This window comes from Hyphomonadaceae bacterium BL14, from assembly GCA_027627705.1.
GTDB lineage: Bacteria > Pseudomonadota > Alphaproteobacteria > Caulobacterales > Maricaulaceae > Oceanicaulis.
In genome coordinates, this window is the sequence record CP091242.1 from 714,674 (window position 1) to 731,610 (window position 16,937).

Genomic DNA, 16,937 nt, shown 5'->3' on the forward strand with positions numbered 1-16,937 from the left:
CACTATCGCAGACACTGGCTGATTTCCAAGCCTCAGCGGCGCAGTGTGATAGTCTCATTGCGAATTGCCACGCGCGCGACGCAGCGGGTCAGCCCTTGCTGCCAATCATCGACCAGAGACAGATTGCGGTGGCGGCTTTCTTGAATCTTTTCAGAGGATGGGAAGCTTTTCTTGAAGGGGCGATGACGAAGTATATGGCGGGAAGAAAGTCAGCGCTTGGGAGGCGCCCTCGGAAATATGTGAGTCCAAAAGACATTGATAGAGCATTAAAAATATTGATTGGGACGGGGCGATATTTTGATTTTGCCAATCATGAAAATGTTAAGCGTGTTGCGTTTCTTTACTTTCATGATGGTCGGCCATTCGAGCCGCATATAAGCAGCATAACAACTGATTTGTCAGATTTGAGGGCTATGAGAAATGCATCTGCTCATATTTCCAGCACCACACAAGCATCCTTGGAAGCAGTTGCAGCAAGGGTATTGGGCTCACCAAGCTCAGGTATTGAGCTATATGACTTCTTGATGGCGCAGAATCCAAATTCCTTTGCTGGAGAAACGGTTTTCTCAACCTACAAGGACAAGCTTTTGGTTGTAGCTGAGCTCATCGCAAATGGGTAGTTTGCTATCAATCGGTCGTATCTCGCTAAACGAATGAGTTTGAGGTCCGTACCTTTTTGGCGTCGACTGTTTCCGTTAGATTTACTGAACGTATTTCGCGAGCGGTGAAGGCAAATAAGAGAGCGCCCCCTAACTGCGCACCTTCACATATTCCCCCGGCGCCGGGCAGACCGGCTTGAGCTTGCCGCCGCCGGGCTCACGGGCGGGGACCTGCGCGTCATTCATGGACCGCAGCCAGTCTGTCCAGTGGGGCCACCAGGAACCGGGGGTTTCGGTGGCGCCGGCGAGCCACGCTTCGCGGGTTTCGGGCAGGGCCTTGTTGACCCAGTGCTGGTATTTCCTGGCGTCGGGGTGGTTGACCACGCCGGCGATATGGCCGGACCCCGCCATCATGTACTGCACCGGACCGCCAAACAGGCGCGCCGAGCGGTAGACGCTGTCGGCCGGCGCGATGTGGTCTTCCTTGCTGGCCTGCATGAACACCGGAATGGTCACGTTCCTGAGGTTCAGCGTATGGCCCGCCATCTCCAATTTGCCTTCGGAAAGAAGGTTCTGGCGGTAGAAGGTGTCGAGATAATACAGGTGCAGCCGCTTGGGCATGCGCGTCTGGTCGGCGTTCCAGTAGAGGAGGTCGAAGGCCTGGGGCTGGCGGCCCAGCAGATAGTTGTTGATCACGAAGGACCACACCAGATCATTCGAACGCAGCATGTTGAAGGTGTCGGCCATGGTGCGCCCGTCCAGCACGCCGCCCTGGGCGTCCATCAGGCGCTCGATCTCCCTGAACCATTCCTGATCGATGAAGACCAGGAGCTCGCCTGCCAGCTTGAAATCGAGCTGGGCGGCGAAGAAGGTGGCCGACGCGATGCGGTCGTCACCCTCGGCCGCCATCAGCGCCAGCGCCGTGCCCAGCATGGTGCCGCCAATGCAATAGCCCACCGTGTCCACCTGGCGCTCGCCGGTAATGGTCTCGATCACCTCCAGCGCGGTGAACAGGCCCTTGCGGATATAGTCTTCCAGACTGGCGTCCTTCAGGTCGGCTTCGGGGTTCACCCAGCTGATCAGGAAGACCGTGAAACCTTGTTCTGTGAGCCAGCGGATCATCGATCCCTGGGGCCGCATGTCGAGAATGTAGAACTTGTTGATCCAGGGCGGCGCGATCAGCAGGGGCCGCTGGCGGACCTGCTGCGTGGCGGGCGCGTACTGGATCAGCTCCATCACCTCATTGCGCCAGACCACAGCGCCGGGCGTGGCGGCCAGATCCTTGCCCACCTCAAACCCGTCCATATCGGTCTGGGACAAAGCGAGGCGGCCCTGGCCGCGCTCCAGATCGCTCATCAGCTGGGTCAGGCCGCGCGTCAGGTTTTCACCCCGCGTGCGCACTGTCTCCTCGATCACATCGGGATTGGTCATGGCAAAATTGGTCGGCGACAGGGCGTCGATCATCTGGCGGGTGACGAAATTCACTTTGCGGCGCGCCGGTTCATCAAGGCCCTTGGCCCCCGCCAGCAGGGTCAGCATGAAGCGCTGATTGAGCAGATAGGACTGCTTGATGGCGTCAAACACCGGATGCTCGCTCCACGCTTTGGAGCGCCAGCGCTTGTCACCCGGTTCCGGCATGATCGCCGGATCGGCGGCGTCGCCCGACAGCATCCGCCGGTTGGTGGACGACCACAGGTCCAGATAGCTGCGATAGAGGTCTGACTGGGCCTGCAGCAAGAGCTCGGGATCGGACAGAATCGATTCCCAGGCCTTGATCAGTTCGGGCGCGGCGTGCAGCGGGTCAGCGTTCGGGGCCAGAGACGGGTCGCCCTCCAGCGAGCGGCGCATGACATCGCTCATCAGCTTCTGGCTTTTGAGCGCGGACTGCATGAGATTGCGCGAGACCGTCTCCAGCCTGTCCAGGTCTTCCGCGCCAAGCACACCCAGGGATGCGGCGGCCTCTGCGGCCTGACCGGTTGCCGGTTGCGGCGCTGATCCGGCTTTGGCCGCCGGTGCCGCGCCGGATTTCGTCGCAGGTTTGGCGGGCGCTCCGGTCGTCCTGCCGGGCTCTGCGCCGGTCCTGGCCGGTTTGGGCGCGGAGGCCTTTGGTTTGCGTGTCCGCGCGGGTTTGCCGGAGCGGGCGGGTGTTTTTTTCTCGGCCATGGTGCGCAACGCCTCCCGGGAGGTGACAGTGATGCGCAGAAGCGTATAGAAAGCCGAAGCCCCATCCAATGGCCGGGAGGCGCAAGGCGCGTCATGATTCTGCGAATGCTCGCCCTCGCTTCGGCCGCCGTGTTTGCCGCAGGCTGCGCGGGGAATGCCCAGCCGGACGCCGACATCAGCAGCTGGAGCGCGCAGCGCCTGTCCGGCGGGGACCCGGCGGGTGGTGCCGCGCGTGCACCGGGCTTTGTGCCCGAGCGTGTCCTGGACGCGGGCACGCTTGCCTCCATGGCCGCGTCCGAGCGCGCGCTTCTGCGGCGTGGCGCGCAGATCCGTGACGCCGCCGACAGCGTGTCCGACCCGGAAGAGTCTGCCGAAGATTATGCTGTGCGCCAGCGCGCGCGCGCCAAACCCCCTGAATGATCACCGCCAACGCCTTGCGTTGGTGGCCCCTGAACGGACAAGGAAATGAGCATGTCGAACGCCAAGGGGCTGGAAGCCCTGATGAATGATGCGGTGAACGCCGCCGAGCGCGCAGCCATCGCTGCGTCGGCCCTGGTGGGGCGCGGTGACAAGATCGCCGCTGACCAGGCGGCTGTGGACGCCATGCGTACCGCCTTCAACGCCATGGAGATGCGCGGCCGCATTGTGATCGGCGAGGGCGAGCGCGACGAGGCGCCCATGCTCTATATCGGCGAGGAAGTCGGCACGGGGCAGGGTCCCGAGATCGATATCGCCCTGGACCCGCTGGAAGGCACGGACGTGACCGCCAAGGGCATGCGCGATGCGCTGGCGATCCTGGCGCTGTCGCCCCGGGGCGGGCTGCTGTACGCGCCTGACACGTATATGGACAAGATCGCCATCGGGCCGGGCTATGCCGAAGGCGTGATCGATCTGGACGCAGAACCCGCCGACAATATCCGCTCGCTGGCCCGCGCCAAGGGCGTCGACCCGTCGCAGATTACCGCCTGCGTGCTGGACCGCGAGCGTCATGAGGGTATCGCCGCCTCGATCCGCAAGGCGGGCGCGCGAATCACGTTTATCGGTGACGGCGATGTGGCCGGCGTGATGATGGCCGCTGACCCGGATGTGGACGTGGACATCTATATTGGCCGCGGCGGCGCGCCCGAAGGCGTTCTGGCGGCGGCGGGGCTGCGCTGCGTCGGTGGCCAGATCCAGTGCCGCCTGCATTTCCGCAATGATGACGAGCGTGCCCGCGCCCGGCGCACCGGGATCGAGGATCTCGACCGCAAATACACGCTCATGGACATGGCCAGCGATGACTGCCTGCTGATCGCCTGCGGCGTGACCGATGGCCGGATGGTCCATGGCGTGCGCCACGGGGCCGGCTGGGTGGAGACCCAGACGCTGGTCTACTCCTCCATCTCGGGCGTGCGGCGGAAAATCTCGACCCGCCGCCCGCTGGCGCGGTGACCGGCAGCGCGCTGTTCGGCGTCACGCACTCGCTGGGCGGGCGCGCCTGGGCGCTCAAGCCTGCAGACGACCGTGTGGCGGGCGAGATCGCCCGCCTGACCGGTGCCAATGACGCCTTGGCCCGCCTGCTCGCGGCGCGCGGCCTGACGGCGGACACCGCGCCGGGCTTTCTGGCCCCGCGTCTGCGCGACAGCTTTCCCGATCCGTCCAGCTTCAAGGGCATGGATGATGCTGCGCGCCTGATCTGGGACGCGGTGGAAGCGGGGGTGCGCATTGCCCTGTTTGCTGATTATGACGTGGACGGTGCCACCTCCGCCGCCCAGCTTTCGCGCTGGCTGGCCATGGTGAGCAAAGCGCCCCTGATCTATGTGCCCGACCGGATCGAAGAGGGGTACGGCCCCAGTACGGCGGCGTTCGAAACGCTGAAAGCTCAGGGCGCAGGCCTGGTGATCACGCTCGATTGCGGGGCGGCGGCCGTGGTCCCGCTGGCCGGGGCGCGTGCCATGGGCCTGCCGGTGGCGGTGATCGATCACCATCTGATGGACGGCGCGGCACCGGACGCCGAGGCGCTGGTGAATCCCAATCAACCCGGTGATCCGTCAGGCTGCGGCCATCTGGCGGCCGCGGGCGTGGTGTTTGTCCTGCTGGCGGCGCTGAACCGTGAAGGGCGCACACGCGGCGCGTTTGCAGCCAAACCCGAGCCGGACCTGCTCGCCTTTGCGGATCTGGCGGCTCTGGGCACCATTTGCGACGTGGTGCCGCTGACCGGTTTCAACCGTGCCGTCACCGCGCAAGGGCTGAAAGTCATGAGCGCATGGTCGCGCCCCGGCCTGGCGGCGCTGGCAGAGGTGGCGGGCGTGACGGGACCTGCGGGCGTGTATCACGCCGGCTTCCTGATCGGACCGCGAATCAATGCCGGGGGACGGGTGGGCAAGTCCGATCTGGGCGCGCGCCTGCTGACCACCGATGACAAGGACGAAGCGCGCGCCCTTGCACAGGAGCTTGACCGTCTCAATGCCGAGCGCCGCGAGATCGAGGCCGAGGTGCTGGAGGCCGCCCTGGCGCAGGTGGAGGCGGCGGGTGTCAGCGAGGATGCGGCGGTGCTCATCGCCGCAGGTGAGCACTGGCATCCCGGCGTCATCGGCATCGCCGCAGGACGGTTGAAAGACCGGTTCAACCGGCCCTCCATCGTGATCGGGATTGATCCCGAAACGGGCCTCGCCAAAGGCTCGGGCCGGTCCTGCCCCGGGGTCAATCTGGGCGGCGCGATTGCGCGCGCGCGTGAAGCCGGGCTGCTGGTGGCCGGCGGCGGACACGCCATGGCGGGCGGCCTGACCATAGCCGCGGACCGGATCGATGACCTGCGCGCTTTCATGGAAGCCGAGCTGGCCGCCGAATGGGCAGGCGCGCACGAGGCGCGCACGCTGCAGCTGGACGCTGTCGCCCATCCGGCCTCGGTATCGTTCGAGTTTTGCGAGGCGCTGAGCGCCGCCGCGCCCTTCGGCCAGGGCAATCCGGAGCCGCGTTTTGCGTTCAGCGATCTGCGCCGCACCTTTGCCAAGCTGGTGGGAACCAACCATGTGCGCGTCACGTTCGAGGCCGCCGGCGGCGCGCGCCTGCAGGGCATTGCGTTTCGCGCCGCCGACAATCCCATGGGCCACGCGCTGCTGGCTCCGGGCGAGGCGCGTTTCCATGTGGCGGGCAAGCTGCGCGCCGAGGACAATCGCTATGGACGGCGCGCCGAGCTGCACCTCGAAGACCTTGCGCCCGCAGGCTGACCGCGGCGCAGCGCGATGTGAAGAAACTCCCTGCCGAGCGCTTGCATAAGGGGGAGGGGGTGGATATATCGACGCTCCACGCGTTCGCGGGCCCTTCGTCTATCGGTTAGGACGCCAGGTTTTCAACCTGGAAAGAGGGGTTCGATTCCCCTAGGGCCTGCCACGCGTGTTTCTCCCTGTTGATGTCTGACGCCGTGACGCTTGTTTCCAAGCGCACTTCCGGCGGTGATTTGCGGGCGGGCCGCTCGGGACAGAAGCCACTGCCGCAAACGGTATGAAGCTGATATCAGTGATCATTCCCGTCACCGTCCCAGCCGGGCGGGTGCCGGGCATGTCTGAACACCGGCATTGAAACCGGATACGGAGGATCACCTGATGCATGCCGCTCACCACAGGGTCAGTCCCTGGCGTTTTCTGGCTGTGGTCACAGCGGTTTGTATGGCCGCGGCGGGCTTCTGCACCGCCGTGGCGGACGCCGGCATGGATGTGGAACCGGCGGGCCAGGCCTGCGCCCGTGAGGGCGCGCGCGTGCTCTTCATCGGCAATAGCTACACATTCGGATCAACCTCGGCGGTGCGCTATTACCGGGCTGAGACGGTGCAGGACCTCTACAACACGGATTTTGGCGGCGTGCCGGCCCTGGTCGGCGTCTTTGCCGATCAGGCGGGCGTGGCGCTTGATGTCAGCCACGCCACGTCGTCCGGTTTCGGTCTGCACGATCATGTGGAGGCCGGACTCGAGCGCTTTGACCGTTCATGGGACTGCGTCGTGATGCAAAGCCTCTCCATGCTGGACCGGGCGGCACCGGGCGATCCGCGGCGTCTGGTCGAGGCGTCGGCCACCCTCGCCGATACGGTTCGCGCAAGACATGACGCGGTCCAGATCCTGTTTCTCGCGACCTGGCCGAGAGCCGATTACGTCCACCTGGACGGGCGGCCCTGGTCTGGACAGGGGCTTGACCGGATGGCGGCCGACATTCGGGACGGCTATGAACTGGCCGCAGCCCGCGTGGGTGTGGACGGTGCCATCATTCCCGTGGCGGACGCCTGGCTGAAGGCGATGGAGACAGGCCTCGCCGTGGAAAACCCCTATCAGGGCGTGCCTCACGGCCAGGTCAGCCTGTGGAGTTATGACCAGCATCATGCCAGCCAGTACGGCTACTACCTGTCTGCCCTGGTGGTTTTCGCACACCTGACCGGGCTGGACCCCCGGTCGCTGGGCGAGACCGAGCTGGCCGCCTGGGAGCTGGGCATAGAGCCGGGCCTGGCCGCCGGCCTGCAGGCAGCCGCGCGGGAGGTGACGGGTGGGGACGGCCTGACCGCCTTTTCCCCTGTGCCGGGCAGTCAGTATCGCCCGGGGCGCCGTGGCGTGGCCACAGGAATTCCGGCTGACCCCCGCTGACGGAGCGCCGCGTGCGCTGGCGGCGGACATCCTGCCCGGGCCCGGCCGCGTGTCGAGGGGCGCGGCACCTCCCCGGTGCCCCGTCGCCCGCCCTTGACGCTACATCCCCGGTCCCGGATTGGGCAGGGCATATTCGCACAGCTCGTCGACGATGTAGGTGTACGCCTCGTCCACGCTGTCGGTGCGGTGGATGAGGTCAAGGTCGGCGGCGTTGATGGCACCGAACTCGACCAGAGCCTCCAGATTGAGCACCTTGTCCCAGTAGTCCGTGCCGAACAGCACCACGGGCAGGCGCTTTTTCATCTTTTTGGTCTGGAGCAGGGTCAGGGTCTCGAACAATTCGTCCAGCGTGCCGAACCCGCCGGGCATCAGGACCAGCGCCTTGGCCGGATACAAAAACCAGAATTTGCGCGTGAAGAAGTAGTGGAACTCGAAATTGAGGTCCGGCGTCACATAGGGGTTATTGGCTTCCTCCATGGGCAGGGTGATGCCCAGGCCCACCGTCTCGCCGCCCGCCTCCATGGCGCCGCGATTGGCCGCTTCCATGATGCCGGGCCCGGCACCGGTGCACACCACAAAGCGCCGCCCGCCGCACGGCTCGAGATTGAGCGACCAGTGGGTGAGCCGCTTGGCCAGCTCGCGCGCGTCTTCATAGTAGCGCGACATCATGACGGCACGCTGCGCCAGCTTCACCGCGTCCTCGCCGCCCTCAGCCTGCGCCGCGTCCAGACGCGCCTGCGCCACATCGGCGGGCAGGACGCGCGCCGAGCCAAAGAACAAAATGGTGTCGTTGATCTCGCGCTGTTCGAAGCGCTCCTTGGGCTGAAGATATTCAGCCAGGATGCGCAGAGGCCGCGCTGTCGGCGAGTTCATGAAATCGGGATTGAAATAAGCCTCCAGCGGATCGCCCGGCTGGGTCTCCACTGGCAACTCGATCATACGCTTCATCAACCGTCTCCTCGCACTGCATGTCCGGGGTGTAATCACACCATGCAGGCGGCGGCGAGGCGAGGGCGGCGCTCAGCGCCGCCCTGCTTGCATGACGGGTCAGCCGGCGGTCTTGGCCCGCTCGATGGAGTCCAGGATCATTTCACGCGCGCGCTCGACGCCGTACCAGCCCTGGACCTTCACCCATTTGCGCGGTTCGAGATCCTTGTAGTGCTCGAAGAAATGGGTGATGCGCGCGATCTGCGCCTGGTGCACATCGGTATAGGTTTTCATCTCTTCATACAGCGGCGTCAGCTTGGCGTGGGGCACGGCAAGGATTTTCTCGTCCTGACCGCTCTCGTCCTCCATCACCAGCACGCCGATGGGGCGCGCGCGCATCACGCAGCCCGGTACCAGCTCGGTCTGACCCAGCACCATCACGTCGATGGGGTCGCCATCCAGGGACAGGGTGTGGGGCGTGAAGCCGTAATTGCACGGATAGCGCATGGGTGTGTGCAGATAGCGGTCCACCCAGAGCGTGCCGGAGCTCTTGTCCAGCTCATACTTCACCGGCTGGCCGCCGAACGGCACTTCGATGATGACATTGATATCGTCGGGCGGGTTCTGCCCGATGGAGATGGCTTCAATGCGCATATGTGTCGTCCCCCTTAATGGCGTATCGTTCGACGCGCTAACAAACCTGTGCGGCGCGCACAGGCAAGCGCTTTTGTGCAGTGCACACGTGTGCCGCGCCCCACAGGGCCATCAGCGCAACACCGATTGCGTCCCGCGCGGTGCGAGGCTAGCTTCCCTTCCATGAACATGATCGCCCCCGCCTTGTCCCGCTTCGCCGGCGCGTTTGCCGCGCTGTTCCTTGTGTCGGCCACCTGGGCCCACGCCGATCCCACTGCGCGCGAGACGGTGGTGGAGTATGGCGGACCCGACCTTGTCGTGATCGACACGGCGGACGGCCCGGTCGAGCTGATTGTGGAGGTCGCCGCCAGCGACGACGCGCGCCAGCGCGGCCTGATGCACCGCGAGTCGCTCGATCCCGACGCCGGCATGCTGTTTGATTTCCAGCGTGAGCAGATCGTCTCCATCTGGATGGAGAACACGCTGATCCCGCTGGATATTCTGTATATTCGCGCCGACGGGCGCATCGCCAAGATCATCGCCCACGCGCAGCCCATGTCGCGCCGCCAGCTCTTGTCGGACTTTCCGGTGCTCAGCGTGCTGGAGATCAATGCGGGCCGCTCCGCCGAGCTGGGCATTTCGCCCGGCGACATCGTGCGCCATGCCCTGTTCGGCAATGAAGCCACTGTTCAGCCCGAGCCCGAGCCCGAGCCCGAGGCCGGTCCGGGGCCTGAAGGCGATGACGGTGAGCCGGGCAATGACGAACCGGGTGATGAGCCTGGCGAGGGTGAGCCCGGTGAAGAGCCGGCAGACGAAGAGCCCGCCGGTGATGGCGGCGAGGGCGGGGATAACCGCTGAACCTGGCGTTCGCGCCGCTTGCGCCGCCGGGCGCGCGCGCGTAAACCCCGCTCATTCGGGGCGTAGCGCAGCCTGGTAGCGCATCTGGTTTGGGACCAGAGGGTCGCTGGTTCGAATCCGGCCGCCCCGACCATCTTACCCGCGCAAGCGGGATGCCGTTTGGGAGTTCGTCTCGATGTTCGCCAAAATCTATCGTCCGGCGAAAACCGCGATGCAGTCCGGCCGGGCCAAGACCCATGACTGGCTGCTGGAGTTTATCCCCTCCATGGCCAAGCGCCCGGACCCGCTCATGGGCTGGGCCTCGTCCAATGATACCCGCCGCCAGATCCGCCTCAGCTTTGAGACCCGTGACGAGGCCGTGGCCTATGCCCAGCGTCACGCCATCCCGTTCCAGGTCTTCGAAGCGCGCGAAACGCCGCGCCGCATCAAAACCTATGCCGGCAATTTCGCCTATGAGCGCAAGGAGCCCTGGTCGCACTAGGCGCGAGCGCCAGTCACCGGCCCGCCTTGCGCCCCAGGCCCTGTAGCTCAACTGGATAGAGCACCGGACTTCTAATCCGACGGTTGCAGGTTCGAGTCCTGCCAGGGTCGCCAGTTTGCTGTGTGTCCGATCCCGGTGAGCCGCGGTGCCCCCGCCATGCCATCTGAACCCGGTGCTTATCTGTCCAGATATTTAGCTGCGCACCCCCGTGGCCTCTGATATTGGCGGTGCAACGGGAAGGGGTGACCATGGCAGACGATCGCAGAGACCAGCTTCAATCCTTGAGCATAGACCGGGGCGGCGAAGCGCACAGCGCCGGGCCGAATGTGTTGCTTCAGGTGCTGATTGCCACGGTGTCGATCGCGATTGGCGTGGCACTGGCCTGGTTTTTGATCCCCGTCCTGACGTCATCCGATGAGCCGGCACCCGCCGCTGCGCCGCAGATTGTGGCTGAGGCGTCTGGCGTTGAAGCCGCTGCGCCCGCGGCCCAGCCCGCGCCGCGCCCCGCCGCGCGGGCGTCCGGCCTTGTGGCGTCGGGCTATGTCACGGCGCGCCGTCAGGCGACCGTGTCGGCGGAAATCACCGGCCGCATCCGCGAAGTGCTCATTGAGGAGGGCACAGTTGTCTCTGAGGGCGAGGTGCTCGCCAGGCTGGATGATGAGCGCGCGCGGCTGGACCTCGATCTGTTCGAGGCGCAGGCCCAGGCCGCCGAAGCACGCGCGCGCGCCCTCGGCAGCCAGCGCGCCGAGGCGCAGCTTCAGCTGGAGCGCGCGCAGCGCCTGGTCACCTCCGGGTTTGCCACAGAGGCCTCGATCACCGCTTTGCAGTCCCAGCGTGATTCGCTTGGCAGCCAGATCGCAGCCGCCCGCGCCGACTCGGCGGCGGCCCGCGCCCGTCTGGCCAGCCAGCTGGATTTTGTCGACCGCCATGTGGTGCGCGCGCCCTTCGGCGGCGTGGTGATCGCCAAGAACGCCCAGGTGGGTGAAATCCTGTCGCCGGGGTCTGCCGGTGGCGGATTCACCCGCACAGGCATCGCCACCATTGTGGATATGAGCAGCCTGGAACTCGAAGTGGACGTCAATGAGGGGCAGATCCAGCGCGTTACTGCCGGGCAGACTGTTGAGGCAGTACTCGACGCCTATCCGGACTGGCGTATCCCGGCGCGGGTGGAGGCAATCATCCCAACAGCCGACCGGGCGCGCGCCACGATCAAGGTGCGCGTGGCGCTACTGGAGCGGGATGCACGGATCCTGCCCGACATGGCGGCGCGCGTGACATTCGTCGACGGGTAGTGAACGCCCTATTGATATAATGTGCTTTATTATGTAAAGTTCAATTCGTAAGACGGATCGGGAAGGGATGCCTATGGCCGAGGCGCTGTATCAGCTCAACAATCTTGCCAAGCGCTACACGCGCGGGCGCGAATCCATCACCATTTTCTCCGACCTCACGATGACCATCGGTCAGGGCGAGTTCATTGCGATCATGGGGCCGTCCGGTTCGGGCAAGACCACCCTGCTCAACCAGCTGGGCGGCATCGACCGGCCCAGCTCGGGCGAGGTGTTGTTCGACGGCGCGCGCATTGACAATATGGCCCAGTCGAAACTGGCCAAATGGCGCGCCGCGAATGTCGGTTTCATCTTCCAGTTCTACAATCTGATGCCCACGCTGACGGCGGCCCAGAACGTGGAATTGCCGCTGCTGCTCACCAAGCTCTCGGGCAAGGAGCGCAAGCGCCGGGTGCAGACCGCCCTGGATATCGTCAAGCTCGCCGACCGCTCCGGCCACAGGCCCCGCCAGATGTCGGGCGGTCAGCAACAGCGCGTGGCCATTGCGCGCGCGATCGTGGCCGATCCCAAAGTGCTGCTGTGCGATGAACCGACCGGTGATCTGGATCGCACCACCGCCGACGAGGTGCTGGGTACGCTCCAGCTTCTCAATGACGAGCTGGGCAAGACTATCATCATGGTGACCCACGACCCGGCTGCCGCGAAATATGCCAAGCGCGAACTGCACCTGGACAAAGGCCGGTTCGTCGAAGCTGCAGGCGCGCCCGCATGAACGATGCCACGCTGATCCGCAAAAGCCTGTTCCGCAAGAAGACGCGGGCAATCCTGCTTGTGCTGTCGATCATGACAGCCTTCCTGATCTTCGCCGTGCTGGGTGCCTTTTCGCGCTCGCTCAATTCCGGTGTCGATACTGCGGCGGCGGACCGCCTGGTGACGCTGAACGCGATCAACTTCACCCTGACCATGCCCTACGCCTATTGGGGGCGCGTGGCGCAGGTGGACGGCGTTCAGGCGGTCACCCACGCCAGCTGGTTTGGCGGGTATTATCAGGAGCCGCGCAATTTCATCCAGGCCTTCGCCGCGGACATTGAGAGCTATCTCCAGGTGTATGCCGAGCTGGAGCCGGTGGAGGGCGAGCTGGAGACCCTGTTCGCGCGCCGCGATTGCGCCGCGGTCGGCGCCGATCTGATGAACCAGTATGGATGGACCCAGGGACAGCGCATTCCGCTGAACTCAAACATCTGGCGCAAGGAAGATGGCTCACAGGTCTGGGATCTCGAGCTATGCGTTGTCTTCGACGCACAGGATCAGGACGTTCCGACGAACTATATTTTGCTGAACTACGATTATTACAACGAGGCGCTGGCCTTCAACCGTGACCAGATCGGCTGGATCATTCTCACCACCGGGGATCCGTCCATCAATGACCGGGTCGCCCGGGAGATCGACGCGCTGTTCGCCAACTCGCCGGCGGAGACGGAGACGTCCACAGAGGCGGCGTTTGGCCAGGCCTTCCTGGAGCAGCTGGGCAATATCGGCCTTATTCTGACGCTGGTGATCGGCGCGGCCTTTGCCACGATCCTGATGATCGTCGGCACGACCATGGTGATGGCGATCAATGAGCGCACCAAGGAAGTGGCGGTCATGAAGACGCTGGGCTTCGCCCCGCCGCGGATCTTCATTCACGTGCTCAGCGAGTCGGTGCTGCTGAGCCTGGTCGGCGGATTGATCGGGCTCGGTTTGGCGGCACTGCTGCTGGCCGGCGTCGGCGCGATGCTGGCCGGTCAGCTGCCGGGCCTGCGCATGACGGGTGAGATAGCAGGCCAGGCCATTGCGCTGATGGTCGCGTTCGGCCTGGTTACCGGCTTGATGCCGGCGATCAACGCCATGCGGATCAATATCGTTGACGGTCTCGGGAAGGAGTAAGGGCGATGCTCAGACAGATCGGGGCCGTCACGATGATCAATCTGCGCTCCATCCCGCAGCGATGGGGCATGTCATTGGCGACCGTCTTGTCAGTGGCGCTGGTGGTGGGCGTTTTGCTGGGCTTCCTGGCGATGGCCAACGGCTTCCGGGCGACGGTGGACGGTACGGGGTCGGATGATGTGGCGGTGGTCGTCGGGGCCAATTCCCAGACCGAGCTCAATTCCGGGCTGGGCCGCGATGCGGTGCGCCTGATCGAGGCGGGACCCGGCATCGCCGTGGACGCGTCCGGTGATCCGATTATATCGGCAGAGCTCTATGTCGTCGCCAATGGCCGCAAGCGGTCATCGGGCACGGATGCGAACCTGCCCCTGCGCGGGGTGGGCGAGAATGCGCCATCGCTGCGCAACGGCTTTTCGCTCACTCAAGGCCGCATGTTTGCGTCCGGCTCCAATGAGCTTGTGGTGGGCGAGGGCGTGCTGCGCGAGTTTGCCGGCTTCGAGTTGGGCGAAACAATCCGGCTTGGCCCCAATGAATGGCGGGTGGTGGGGATATTCTCCACGGGGGGATCGGTTTTCGATTCAGAAATCTGGGCCGATCTGGGCGTGATCCAGAATCTCTATCAGCGCACCGGGACCGTGCAGTCCGTGCGTGCGCGCCTGACCAGCCCGCAGGCTCTGGCCGAGCTGCAGGCCTATGTGGAGAACGAGCCGCGTCTCGAGGCCGACGTGTCCAGCGAGCGCCAGTTCTTCGCGTCCACCGCTGGCGGCACCTCGAATATCATCCTGTTCCTGGGCTGGCCGCTGGCCATCATCATGGCGGTTGGGGCGCTCGCGGGCGCGTGGAACGCCATGTACGCGTCTGTCGATGCGCGCACGCGCGAGATCGCGACCCTGCGCGCCATCGGGTTTGCCGGCTTTCCGGCCTTTGTCGGCACGATGGCGGAATCGCTGCTGCTGGCCTCCATCGGCGGACTGATCGGCGCGGGGATCACCTATCTGGTGTTCGACGGTGTATCGGCCTCCACGCTGGGCGGCGGCTTCACCCAGATCGTGTTCTCCTTCGCCGTGACCCCGGCCGCGATCGTCTCTGGCGTGGTGCTGGCTCTGGTGGTGGGTGCCGCAGGCGGCTTCTTCCCGGCGATCCGGGCCGCGCGGGTGCCGATCCTGAAGGCGCAGGGCTAGGCGGCCGCGAGCGCCTGCTCGAGATCGGCCCACAAATCCTCCACGTCTTCCAGGCCCACGGAGAGGCGCAGCAGGGCGCCGTCCGCTGGCCATGGGGTGGCCGTGCGGATGAGCTGGCGGTCGCAAGGCAGGATCAGGCTTTCAAATCCGCCCCAGGAAAAGCCCATGGCGAACAGCTGGCAGGCCTCGGCGATGGCCTCGCCTTGCGCCTGGCTGGCGTCCTTCACGGTGAAGGCGAAGCAGCCGGCGGGGCCGTGGAACTGGCGGGCATAGACCGCGTGGTCGGGACTGGAGGGCAGCGCCGGGTGCAGCACGCGGGCGATGCGCGGGTGGGATTCCAGGCGGCGCGCGAGTTCCAGACCGCTTGCCCCCGAGCGCTCGATCCGCAGGGGCAGGGTGCGAAGCCCGCGCAGGCACAAAAACGCGTCATCGGGTGAGACATGCAGCCCGTTGACCGTCTCTTGCGACTTGAGCCGCGCGGCGGCTTCGCCTTTGGCCGCCACCGAGCCCATCAGGAAATCGGAATGGCCACCGGCGTATTTCGTCAGCGCCTGGGCGGCGTAGTCGACGTCCAGCGCCAGCGGGTTCATCAACCAGCCCGCGCTCCAGGTGTCGTCGATCACGGTGGGCACGCCGGCCGCGCGCGCGGCATGGGTGATGGCGGGAATGTCCTGCAGTTCGAAGGTCAGCGAGCCCGGGCTCTCCAGTGCGATCATGCGGGTGGACGGCGTGATCAGGCCTGCAATGTCCGCGCCGATGCGCGGATCGTAATAGCGCGGCGTGACGCCCAGGCGTGGCAGCTCTTCGTCACAGAAGCGGCGCACGGGCCGGTAGACCGAATCGGTGATCAGCGCCTCGCCGGGCCCGTTGATGGCCGCGCGCATGGCCAGCACCACGCTGGCGAGGCCTGACGGTGCCAGCGCCACATGCTCCGCGTCATAGAGATCCGCGATGGCCGATCGCAGTTCGTCATTGGGGCTCAGACCCCCGCGCCCGTAGTGATGATTGCCCGACGCCGGGGCGTACAGTGCCTGCGTGGTCTCGCCCAGGACGGTGGAGGCGCGCCGTACCGGCGGGTTCACCAGATGCAGGTCGTCGGCGCAGCGGCCTGAATGAATGAGGCGGGTATCGCGTTTCATGTCGACGCGGGCCTTTGCTTTGGTTACACCACAAGGACTTTTCAGCGTTTAGGGTGGTTGGAGCGATGACGCCAGCGTCTTTGTTCGACCTGTTTGCACCGCGCCGGCTGGCGCGGGCAGCGGCGGCCTTCGCCATGGGCTTCACCGTATCCCAGAGCCAGTACGAGGCGCTGGGCTCGGGGCTTGCCGAGATTCGCGAGCGCGGCGTGCTGGTCTGCGGGGTGGATACGGGCCTTGCGGGGTTCGCCGAACGCGATGCCGACGGGCGCTGGCAGGGGTTCGAGATTGATCTGTGCCATGCGTACGCCGCCGCCTTTCTGGGTGATGCGGACCGGGTTCGCTTTGTGCCGCTGACCTCCGCCGAGCGCCTGCCGGCGCTGGAGGAGGGGCGCATCGACATTCTCCTGCGCTCAACCAGCTGGACCTTTACGCGCGCGGCCCAGATGCCGGTAACATTCGCCGGCACGTATTATTATGACGGGCAGGGCTTCATGGTGCCGGCGGATCTGGGCGTGGCCAGCGCGCGTGAGCTCGATGGCGCGCGCATCTGCGTCCAGGCCTCGACCACCAGCATTCTCAATCTCACCGACTTCGCAGAGACTTACGGGCTGACCCTTACGCCTGTCCTTGCCGAAACGCCGCTGGCCGCGCGCGAAGCCTTCGAAGCCGGGCGGTGCGATGTCGTCACAGCGGACGTGTCCGCGCTGGCCGGTCTGCGCCGGGCGCTGGCTGAGCCGGATGCGTTTGTGATTCTCCCGGACGTCATCTCCAAGGAGCCGCTGGGCCCGGTGGTGGCGGCGCGTGATCCGCGCTTTGCCGAAGCCACACGCTGGGTGCTGCACGCGCTGATCACCGCAGAGGAATACGGCGTCACCGCCGCCAATGCGCGCGAGCTGCGCGACATCGGCCGCAGTCCCGTCGTGCGCCGCCTGCTGGGCGCGGAAGGCGCCATGGGCGAAGGGCTGGGCCTGGACGCCGACTTCGCCCTCAACGCCATCACCGCGCGCGGCCATTATGGCGAGCTGTTCGCCCGCCATCTGGGCACCCAGTCGCCCCTGCGCCTCGAACGCGGCCTGAACGCCCAGTGGAATGAAGGCGGTCTGCTCTACGCGCCGCCGTTCAGGTAAGGCC

16 protein-coding genes and 3 tRNA genes are annotated in these 16,937 nt (G+C 65.5%); 15 read left to right on the forward strand and 4 right to left on the reverse strand.

Features of this window, described 5'->3' with window-relative positions:
- Window positions 1-95 precede the first annotated feature (95 nt).
- The gene (locus L2D00_03390) at window positions 96-620 is read left to right on the forward strand and encodes a hypothetical protein (GenBank protein ID WBQ13736.1); all 525 of its coding nucleotides are present in this window, start codon (window positions 96-98) and stop codon (window positions 618-620) included.
- Window positions 621-749: 129 nt separating this feature from the next.
- On the opposite strand, the gene phaC is transcribed toward L2D00_03390, so the two are convergent.
- The gene (gene phaC, locus L2D00_03395; GenBank protein ID WBQ13737.1) at window positions 750-2,762 is read right to left on the reverse strand and encodes a class I poly(R)-hydroxyalkanoic acid synthase; all 2,013 of its coding nucleotides are present in this window, start codon (window positions 2,760-2,762) and stop codon (window positions 750-752) included.
- Between the two features lie 105 nt (window positions 2,763-2,867).
- On the opposite strand from phaC, the gene L2D00_03400 reads away from it, so the two are divergent.
- The 5 genes from L2D00_03400 (at window position 2,868) to L2D00_03420 (ending at window position 7,372) form a co-directional block, all read left to right on the forward strand.
- A complete protein-coding gene (locus L2D00_03400; protein ID WBQ13738.1) occupies window positions 2,868-3,182 on the forward strand; it encodes a hypothetical protein in 315 nt (104 codons plus the stop codon).
- 51 nt (window positions 3,183-3,233) lie between these two features.
- Window positions 3,234-4,193, forward strand: coding sequence for a class II fructose-bisphosphatase (gene glpX / locus L2D00_03405; GenBank protein ID WBQ13739.1), 960 nt, complete (start codon window positions 3,234-3,236; stop codon window positions 4,191-4,193).
- Window positions 4,190-5,971, forward strand: a complete 1,782-nt coding sequence (gene recJ, locus L2D00_03410; GenBank protein ID WBQ13740.1) for a single-stranded-DNA-specific exonuclease RecJ — start codon at window positions 4,190-4,192, stop codon at window positions 5,969-5,971. Before glpX ends, recJ begins: the two co-directional genes overlap by 4 nt.
- 88 nt (window positions 5,972-6,059) lie before the next feature.
- Window positions 6,060-6,134 (forward strand) — tRNA-Glu (locus L2D00_03415).
- A 212-nt stretch (window positions 6,135-6,346) separates the two neighbouring features.
- Window positions 6,347-7,372, forward strand: a complete 1,026-nt coding sequence (locus L2D00_03420) for a hypothetical protein (GenBank protein WBQ13741.1) — start codon at window positions 6,347-6,349, stop codon at window positions 7,370-7,372.
- Between the two features lie 99 nt (window positions 7,373-7,471).
- Here the strand turns inward: L2D00_03420 and L2D00_03425 are convergent, their stop codons facing one another.
- Together L2D00_03425 and ppa are read right to left on the reverse strand one after the other, a co-directional pair.
- Complete coding sequence (locus L2D00_03425) at window positions 7,472-8,320, reverse strand: TIGR00730 family Rossman fold protein (GenBank protein WBQ13742.1); 849 nt, start codon at window positions 8,318-8,320, stop codon at window positions 7,472-7,474.
- A 99-nt stretch (window positions 8,321-8,419) separates the two neighbouring features.
- Window positions 8,420-8,953: an inorganic diphosphatase gene (gene ppa / locus L2D00_03430; protein ID WBQ13743.1), complete on the reverse strand. Its 534-nt coding sequence runs from the start codon at window positions 8,951-8,953 to the stop codon at window positions 8,420-8,422.
- A gap of 162 nt (window positions 8,954-9,115) precedes the next feature.
- On the opposite strand from ppa, the gene L2D00_03435 reads away from it, so the two are divergent.
- The 8 genes from L2D00_03435 to L2D00_03470 all read left to right on the forward strand — a co-directional run bounded on the left by L2D00_03435 (window position 9,116) and on the right by L2D00_03470 (window position 14,667).
- Complete coding sequence (locus L2D00_03435) at window positions 9,116-9,790, forward strand: DUF192 domain-containing protein (protein ID WBQ13744.1); 675 nt, start codon at window positions 9,116-9,118, stop codon at window positions 9,788-9,790.
- Window positions 9,791-9,846: 56 nt separating this feature from the next.
- Window positions 9,847-9,923 (forward strand) — tRNA-Pro (locus L2D00_03440).
- 42 nt (window positions 9,924-9,965) lie between these two features.
- Window positions 9,966-10,271, forward strand: a complete 306-nt coding sequence (locus tag L2D00_03445; protein ID WBQ13745.1) for an ETC complex I subunit — start codon at window positions 9,966-9,968, stop codon at window positions 10,269-10,271.
- A gap of 36 nt (window positions 10,272-10,307) precedes the next feature.
- Window positions 10,308-10,384 (forward strand) — tRNA-Arg (locus L2D00_03450).
- 135 nt (window positions 10,385-10,519) lie between these two features.
- Window positions 10,520-11,563 (forward strand): efflux RND transporter periplasmic adaptor subunit, encoded by a 1,044-nt coding sequence (locus tag L2D00_03455; GenBank protein ID WBQ13746.1) that lies wholly within the window; start codon window positions 10,520-10,522, stop codon window positions 11,561-11,563.
- A gap of 73 nt (window positions 11,564-11,636) precedes the next feature.
- Entirely contained in the window at window positions 11,637-12,332 is a 696-nt protein-coding gene (locus L2D00_03460; GenBank protein ID WBQ13747.1) for an ABC transporter ATP-binding protein, read from the forward strand.
- A complete protein-coding gene (locus tag L2D00_03465; protein ID WBQ13748.1) occupies window positions 12,329-13,486 on the forward strand; it encodes an ABC transporter permease in 1,158 nt (385 codons plus the stop codon). The genes L2D00_03460 and L2D00_03465 overlap by 4 nt, the downstream gene beginning before the upstream one ends.
- A gap of 5 nt (window positions 13,487-13,491) precedes the next feature.
- Window positions 13,492-14,667 (forward strand): ABC transporter permease, encoded by a 1,176-nt coding sequence (locus tag L2D00_03470; protein WBQ13749.1) that lies wholly within the window; start codon window positions 13,492-13,494, stop codon window positions 14,665-14,667.
- On the opposite strand, the gene metC is transcribed toward L2D00_03470, so the two are convergent.
- Window positions 14,664-15,806 (reverse strand): cystathionine beta-lyase, encoded by a 1,143-nt coding sequence (metC, locus tag L2D00_03475; GenBank protein WBQ13750.1) that lies wholly within the window; start codon window positions 15,804-15,806, stop codon window positions 14,664-14,666. The two genes, L2D00_03470 and metC, sit on opposite strands and share 4 nt — an antisense overlap.
- Before the next feature lie 65 nt (window positions 15,807-15,871).
- Between metC and L2D00_03480 the strand changes: the two genes are divergently transcribed.
- Window positions 15,872-16,933 carry an amino acid ABC transporter substrate-binding protein gene (locus L2D00_03480; protein ID WBQ13751.1) on the forward strand — a complete coding sequence of 354 codons (1,062 nt, stop codon included), beginning with the start codon at window positions 15,872-15,874 and terminating at the stop codon, window positions 16,931-16,933.
- Window positions 16,934-16,937: the final 4 nt, after the last annotated feature.